Source organism: Longimicrobiaceae bacterium (assembly GCA_035936415.1).
Taxonomy (GTDB): Bacteria; Gemmatimonadota; Gemmatimonadetes; order Longimicrobiales; family Longimicrobiaceae; genus JAFAYN01.
Genome location: DASYWD010000149.1, coordinates 1 through 6,837, shown reverse-complemented (window position 1 = coordinate 6,837; position 6,837 = coordinate 1). Strand labels below are relative to the sequence as shown.

Below are 6,837 nucleotides of genomic sequence, written 5' to 3'. Positions count from 1 at the left end.
GCGCTCGCCGGGCCCGCGGGCGCGCCGGTGCGCCTGCGGCTGCGCGACGGGAACGGCCGGCCGGTGACGGTGCAGGTGGTCCGCCGCCCGGCGCGGGGGGCGATCGGGAGCTTCGGCAACCTTCCCGAGAGGCCGGTGCTGCTGGAGCGCGAGCGGGTGCGGATGCCCGACGGCACCACGGTGGGCGTGATCCGCTTCGACCTGTGGATGCCGGTGATCGCACGCGCCTTCGACGAGGCCGTGGACGAGCTGCGCGACACCGACGGGATCGTGGTGGACGTCCGCGGCAACCTGGGCGGGGTGGGCGCCATGTCGATGGGCTTCGCCGGGCACTTCATCGACGAGCGCCTCTCGTTGGGGACCATGCGGACCCGCGACACCGAGCTGCGCTTCGTGGTGAACCCTCGGCGGGTGGATGCGCGGGGACAGGCCGTGAAGCCGTACGCAGGCCCCGTCGCGATCCTGACGGACGCGCTCTCGGCCAGCACCTCGGAGATCTTCGCCGGGGGGATGCAGGGGCTCGGGCGCGCCCGCGTCTTCGGCGAGACCACCGCGGGGCAGGCGCTCCCCGCGATGATGAGGCGCCTCCCCAATGGCGACGTGCTGGTGCACGCCTTCGCCTCGCTCACCGGGCCCGGCGGCGAGCCGCTGGAGGGGCGCGGCGTGGTCCCGGACCAGGCCGCGCCTCCTGCCCGCGCGGAGCTGCTCGCCGGGCGCGATCCCGCGCTGGAGGCGGCGAAGCGCTGGATCGCCGAGCAGAGGCGGAGCGGCCCGGAAGCCCGCTGACCAGCCCGGCCGCCGTGCGGCCGGTCCCGATCACGACCGACCCGAACTCAGGAGAGCACGATGATCCGCTCACGATCCCTCCCCCGCGCCCTGCGCCTGGCCGCGACGGCGGCGCTGCTGGCGGCTTCCGCCCCCCTCGCCGCGCAGGGTGGCGCCGCCGCCGGCGACCTCCCCCCGGCGAAGCAGCTGATCGATCGCTACGCCGAGGCGATCGGGGGGCGCGAGAAGGTCATGTCCCACACCTCCATGCGGAGCGTGGCGGACGTGGAGATGCCGGCCGTGGGGCTCAAGGGGACCATGGAAATGTTCGCGGCCAGGCCCAACCGCAGCTTCGTCAGCATGAACTTTCCCGGGGTGGGCGCCAGCACCACCGGCTTCGACGGGACGGTGGGGTGGACGGTCAACCCCATGCAGGGTCCTTCGCTGATGGAGGGGGCCGCGCTCGACTACATGCGCGAGACGGCGGACTTCTACGAGACGCTCTCGCAGATCCCGGACCCGGCGCGCTACACGAGCATCGAGACCGTGGAGCGCACCGAGATGGGCGGGCGGCCCTGCTGGAAGGTGAAGCTGGTGAGCCGGAGCGGACGGGAGTCGTTCAACTGCTACGACACCGAGACCGGGCTACTGGTGGGGATGGTCCGCACCCAGGAGACCGCCATGGGGAAGATGGAGACCACCTCCGTGCTCAGCGACTACAAGGAGTTCGGCGGGATCAAGGTCTCGACGAAGAGCGTGACCAGCATGATGGGGCAGCAGATGATCATCGCCACCCGCACGGTGGAGCTGGACACGGTGCAGCCCTCCCAGCTGGAGCCTCCGGCCGAGATCCGCACGCTGGTGCAGGCGCAGGCCGCCCCCCGGAACTGACCCGAGCCGTCCTCCGGGAGCGCGGCGGCGCCGCGCTCCCGCCTTCCCCGCACGTCGCGTTCATGATCCGCATCGACGACCTGTCCAAGGCCTACGGCGACTTCCTGGCGGTGCGCGGGGTGTCGCTTTCCGTGGCCGCGGGCGAGGTGTACGCCCTCCTGGGCGCCAACGGGGCGGGGAAGACCACCGCGCTCCGCTGCCTGGCGACCCTGCTGCGCCCCACCTCCGGGACCGCGACGATCGCCGGGTACGACGCCGTGCGGCAGCCGCTGGAGGTGCGGAGGCGGCTGGGCTTCCTGGCCGCCTCCATGGGGCTGTACGAGCGCCTGAGCGCCCGCGAGCTGCTGGCCTACTTCGCGGGGCTGCACGGCCTGCGCGGCACGGTGGCGGAGGAGCGGGTGGCGGAGGCGGTGGAGACCTTCGGGATCGGGCCCTTCGCGGACCGGCTCTGCGGCAAGCTCTCCACGGGACAGCGGCAGCGGGTCTCCATCGCCCGCGCCACCGTGCACGACCCGCCCGCGCTCGTGCTGGACGAGCCGACGCTGGGGCTGGACGTTCTGAGCGGGGAGACGATCTACCGCTTCATCGACGGCGCCCGCGCGCGGGGGCGGGCGGTGCTCTTCTCCACGCACCAGATGTCGGAGGTGGAGCTCCTGGCCGACCGGGTGGGGATCATCGCCGGGGGGCGGCTGGTGGCGGAGGGGACCGCGGAGGAGCTGGTGTCGCGCACCGGGGAGCGCAGCCTGGCGCGCGCGTTCCTGCGCATCGTGGAGGCCGCGGCATGAACTGGAGGATCGTGCGGAGCGTGCTCGCCAAGGAGCTGCGGGAGACGCTCCGCGACCGGCGCACGCTGATGCTGATGGTGGTCTTCCCCATCTTCCTCTACCCGGTGCTCTTCGTGCTGATGGAGCAGATGGCGCTCTTCGGCCAGCGCAGCCTGGAGGCGGAGCCGGCGCGGGTGGCCGTCGCGGGGGAGGCGGGGCCGCTCGCCGCGTTCCTGGCCGCGGACTCGGCCGTGCGGGTGGTGGAGGTCGCCGGCCCGGCCGCTGCGGCGGTGTCCGCGGGGAAGGTGGAGGCCGCGGTGGTGGTGCTCGCGGGCGGTGTGGACCACGGCGGCACCGCCGGCGCGCGGATCTTCTTCGACGGCTCCAGCGACCGCTCCCGCTTCGCGCGCGACGTGCTCCGCGTGCGGCTGGACGCCTGGGGCGACTCGCTCCTGGCGCGGAGGCTGGCCGCGCGGGGGCTCCCCGCCACCTTTGCGGAGCCGCTGGTGGTGGCCGACAGTTCGGTGGCCACCGCGCGCGCGGCGGGCGGGTACGCCCTGGGGCGCTTCCTCCCCCTGGTGCTGATCCTGATGACCGTGCTGGGCGCCTTCTACCCCGCCATCGACCTGGCCGCGGGAGAGAAGGAGCGCGGCACCCTGGAGACGCTGCTGACGGCGCCCGTCCCCGCGGGCGAGATCGTGGCGGGGAAGTTCGCGGCGGTGGCCGCCATCGGCTTCGCGGCGGCGGCGCTGAACCTGGGGAGCATGCTCCTGACCTTCCAGTCCGGGCTCTTCAGCCTCCAGGCGGCGGGGGTGGCGGAGTTCACCCTTCCGCTCACCTCGGTGCTGGTGATCCTGGCGGTGATGGTCCCGCTGGCGGTGCTCTTCGCGGCGCTCTTCCTGGGGATCGCGGTGCGCTCGCAGTCGTTCAAGGAGGCGCAGAACGCACTCACGCCGGTGTACCTGGCGAGCTTCCTCCCCGCCATCCTCGCCACCATGCCGGGGATCGGCTTCACCCCGGCCACGGCGCTGGTGCCGGTGGCGGGGGTGGCGTTCCTCTTCCGCGCGCTGCTGCAGGGGAACGCCCCGCTGCTCCCCTCGCTGCTCGCGCTCGCCTCCACGGCGGCGTACGCGCTGCTCGCCCTCCGCTTCGCGGCGCGCAGCTTCGGCCGCGAGGAGGTGCTCTTCGGCACGGGGCCGGGGAGCGCGCCCGCGGGGACGATGGCGGAGCGGGTCCGTGCCTGGCGCACGGCGGGGCGGGGGATCCCGCTCCCGGCGGAGGCGCTGGCGTTCGTGGCCGGCGTGGGGCTCCTCTTCTTCTACGTGGGCGGACGGTTCCAGGGCGGCATGGGCGAGCGGGGGCTGCTGCTCTCCCAGTGGCTGCTCCTGGCGCTTCCCGCCGCCCTCTTCGCGCTGCTGGGCCCCTACGACGCGCGGCGGACGCTGGCGCTCCGCGCGCCCGGCGCGCGCGGCCTGGTGGGGGCGCTCCTGGTGATCGCGGGGGGCATTCCGCTGGGGTGGGTGCTCGCCTGGCTGCAGAGCTTCGTCCTTCCGCTCCCCACGGAGCTGCTCGGAGCGCTGGAGAAGCTCTTGACGGCGGGCGATCCGCGGCGGATGATGTGGCTGTTCTTCCTGGTCGCGGTGACGCCCGCGGTCTGCGAGGAGCTGGTGTTCCGGGGCGTGCTCCTGCAGGGGCTCGGCCGGGAGATGCGGATGTGGCGGGCGGTGGGGACCTCGGCGCTGGTGTTCGGCGCCTTCCACCTCTCGTTCGAGACGGCGATCCGCTTCCTCCCCACGGCCTGGCTGGGGCTGCTGATCGGGTACGTGGTGTGGCACACGCGCTCGGTGTTCGCGGGGATGCTGATGCACTTCGCCAACAACGGCCTGGCGGTGGCGGCGATGTCCGTCCCGGCGCTCCGCACCCGCCTGGTGTCGGACGGGGAGCCCGTGTGGCCCCTGGTGGCCGCCGCGCCGCTCCTGCTGTGGGCGGGCTTCCGCCTCCTCCCGCGCCGACCCGCCGAGCCGCTGGATGCCCCGGCCGCCCTACCCGCGGCCGCCGTGCCGACTTCGCAACGCTGACCCAAGCAAGGAGCTCTCGAAATGGTCGCAGCCGTGGTGCTGATCCGCGCCGTTCCCGGCGACGTCCCGGCGCTCGCCCGCCGCATCGCGGGGATCGACGGGGTGGCGGAGGTCTACTCCGTCTCCGGGGAGTACGACCTGATCGCCATCGTCCGCGTGGCGGAGTACGAGCGGATCGCGACGATCGTAACGGAGGAGATCGCCCAGGTCACGGGAATCGAGCGGACCAACACCCTCACCGCCTTCCGCGTCTACTCCAAGCAGGACCTGGAGCGCGCCTGGGACATGTTCGACTGAACGGGAGGCCGGCAGCTCCCCTCCCCGACCCCTCCCCCGCACGCGGGGGAGGGGCTTTTGCGTGCATGTCTGGCCGCGCTGAACACCAGACCGGGTGACGCACCGGACGCGAGCAGAGGCGTAGACGATGGCGACACGGATTGTCCAGGGCGGACCAGGCGCGGCGGGCGCGCCGGCAGTCGACGCGGAGCTGATCGAGGAGGCGCGGCGGATCTTCGACCTCCAGAGGGAGCGGCGGCGCGGGGCGGAACCGCCCTCCGCGGAGGAGCGGATCGCGCGGCTGAAGCGCTTCCGCGACGCGGTGGCGGCGCACCGGGAGGAGCTGGCCGCCGCCATGCGGGCCGACTTCCACAAGCACCCTACCGAGACCGAGCTGACGGAGGTGCAGCAGACGCTCGGCGAGATCAGGCACGCCATCCGCCACGTTCGCCGGTGGATGCGCCCGAAGCGGGTGGGGACGCCCGCGCTGCTGGTGGGGACGCGCAGCGAGATCCGCTACGAGCCCCGGGGGACCGTGCTGATCCTGGGCGCGTGGAACTACCCGGTGCTGCTCACCATGACACCACTGGTCGCGGCGGTCGCGGCGGGGAACACCGTGGTCGTCCGTCCCTCGGAGAAGACCCCGGCCGTCAACGTCGTGCTCGGGCGCATCGTCGCCGACGTCTTCCCAGAACACGAGGTGGCGCTCGTCGGGGGCGGCGTGGAGGTGGCCGACGCGCTGCTCCGGCTCCCCTTCGACCACTTCTTCTTCACCGGGAGCACGGCGGTGGGGCGGAAGGTGATGCACGCCGCGGCGGAGCACATGGCGAGCGTCACCCTGGAGCTGGGGGGGAAGTCGCCCGCCATAGTGGACGCCTCCGCCAGCGTGGAGCGCGCGGCGGAGCGGATCGCCTGGGGGAAGTTCATCAACGGGGGGCAGACCTGCGTGGCCCCCGACTACGTGCTGGTGCACGAGTCGCGCGAGGCGGAGCTGCTGGAGGCGCTGCGCCGCAGCGTGGAAGCGTTCTACGGGGACACGGCGGAGGCGCGCCGCCGGAGCGAGAGCTTCAGCCGGATGATCGACGACGGCGCCTTCGCCCGCGTGGCCGCGCTGCTGGAGGAGTCGGTGGCGGCGGGCGCGCGCGTGGAGGTCGGCGGGGAGACGGACGCCGCGGCGCGCTACGTCGCGCCCACGGTGCTCTCCCGCGTTACCTGGGAGATGCCGGTGATGGAGGAGGAGATCTTCGGGCCCGTCCTCCCCGTGCTCACCTTCCGCTCGCTGGACGACGTGCTGGAGCGGATCAACGCGCGCCCCAGGCCGCTCGCGCTGTACGTATTCGCGCGGGACAGCGCCGCGGCCGACCGGGTGCTGCGGCGCACCACCGCGGGCGGGTCGGTGGTCAACGACGTGGTGATCCACCTGGCGAACCCGGACCTCCCCTTCGGCGGGGTGGGGGAGAGCGGGCAGGGGAGCTACCACGGATGGTCTGGTTTCCGCACCTTCTCGCACGAGCGCGCGGTGCTGGTGCGCGGCCGCTTCAGCCCCGCCCACCTGCTGCACCCGCCGTACACGGACCGGGTGCGGCGGCTCGCCGCGCTGGTGGGCCGGGTGGTGGGGTGATGGGGGGACTTCCCGAATACGACCGCTACGATGCCCTGGGCCTGGCGGAGCTGGTGCGAGCCGGCGAGGTGACGCCCGCGGAACTGGCGGAGGAGGCGATCCGGCGCGCGGAGGCGCTGCAGCCGGTGCTCAACTTCCTGGTCACGCCGCTCTTCGAGCGGGGGCGGGAGACGGCGCGGGGGACGCTTCCGGACGGGCCGTTCCGGGGCGTACCCTTCCTGCTCAAGGACATCCTGCAGGACCTCGCGGGGGTCCGCACCATGGCGGGGTCGGCCGCCATGGAGGGGTTCGTGCCGGACCGGGACGCGGAGGTGGTGCGGCGCTTCCGCGAGGCGGGGCTGGTGATCGTGGGGAAGACCAGCGTCCCCGAACTGGGGCTGATGGGAGTGACCGAGCCGGAGGCGTTCGGGGCTACGCGCAACCCATGGGACCTGTCGCGGAC

At 73.5% G+C, this 6,837-nt stretch carries 7 protein-coding genes; all 7 read left to right on the top strand.

Features of this window, described 5'->3' with window-relative positions:
• Positions 1 to 786 (top strand): S41 family peptidase (locus tag VGR37_05865; GenBank protein ID HEV2146905.1); only part of this gene is annotated, 786 nt, incomplete at its 5' end.
• Between the two features lie 60 nt (positions 787 to 846).
• On the top strand, positions 847 to 1,656 hold the full coding sequence (locus VGR37_05860) for a hypothetical protein (protein ID HEV2146904.1): 810 nt from the start codon (positions 847 to 849) through the stop codon (positions 1,654 to 1,656).
• Positions 1,657 to 1,718: 62 nt separating this feature from the next.
• Positions 1,719 to 2,441, top strand: coding sequence for an ABC transporter ATP-binding protein (locus VGR37_05855; GenBank protein ID HEV2146903.1), 723 nt, complete (start codon positions 1,719 to 1,721; stop codon positions 2,439 to 2,441).
• Positions 2,438 to 4,498, top strand: coding sequence for an ABC transporter permease subunit/CPBP intramembrane protease (locus tag VGR37_05850; GenBank protein ID HEV2146902.1), 2,061 nt, complete (start codon positions 2,438 to 2,440; stop codon positions 4,496 to 4,498). Before VGR37_05855 ends, VGR37_05850 begins: the two co-directional genes overlap by 4 nt.
• A gap of 21 nt (positions 4,499 to 4,519) precedes the next feature.
• Positions 4,520 to 4,795, top strand: a complete 276-nt coding sequence (locus VGR37_05845; GenBank protein HEV2146901.1) for an Lrp/AsnC ligand binding domain-containing protein — start codon at positions 4,520 to 4,522, stop codon at positions 4,793 to 4,795.
• A 127-nt stretch (positions 4,796 to 4,922) separates the two neighbouring features.
• Entirely contained in the window at positions 4,923 to 6,395 is a 1,473-nt protein-coding gene (locus VGR37_05840; GenBank protein HEV2146900.1) for an aldehyde dehydrogenase family protein, read from the top strand.
• Positions 6,395 to 6,837, top strand: a 443-nt coding sequence (locus VGR37_05835; protein ID HEV2146899.1) for an amidase, incomplete at its 3' end; no start/stop codon positions are given. The genes VGR37_05840 and VGR37_05835, both read left to right, overlap by 1 nt.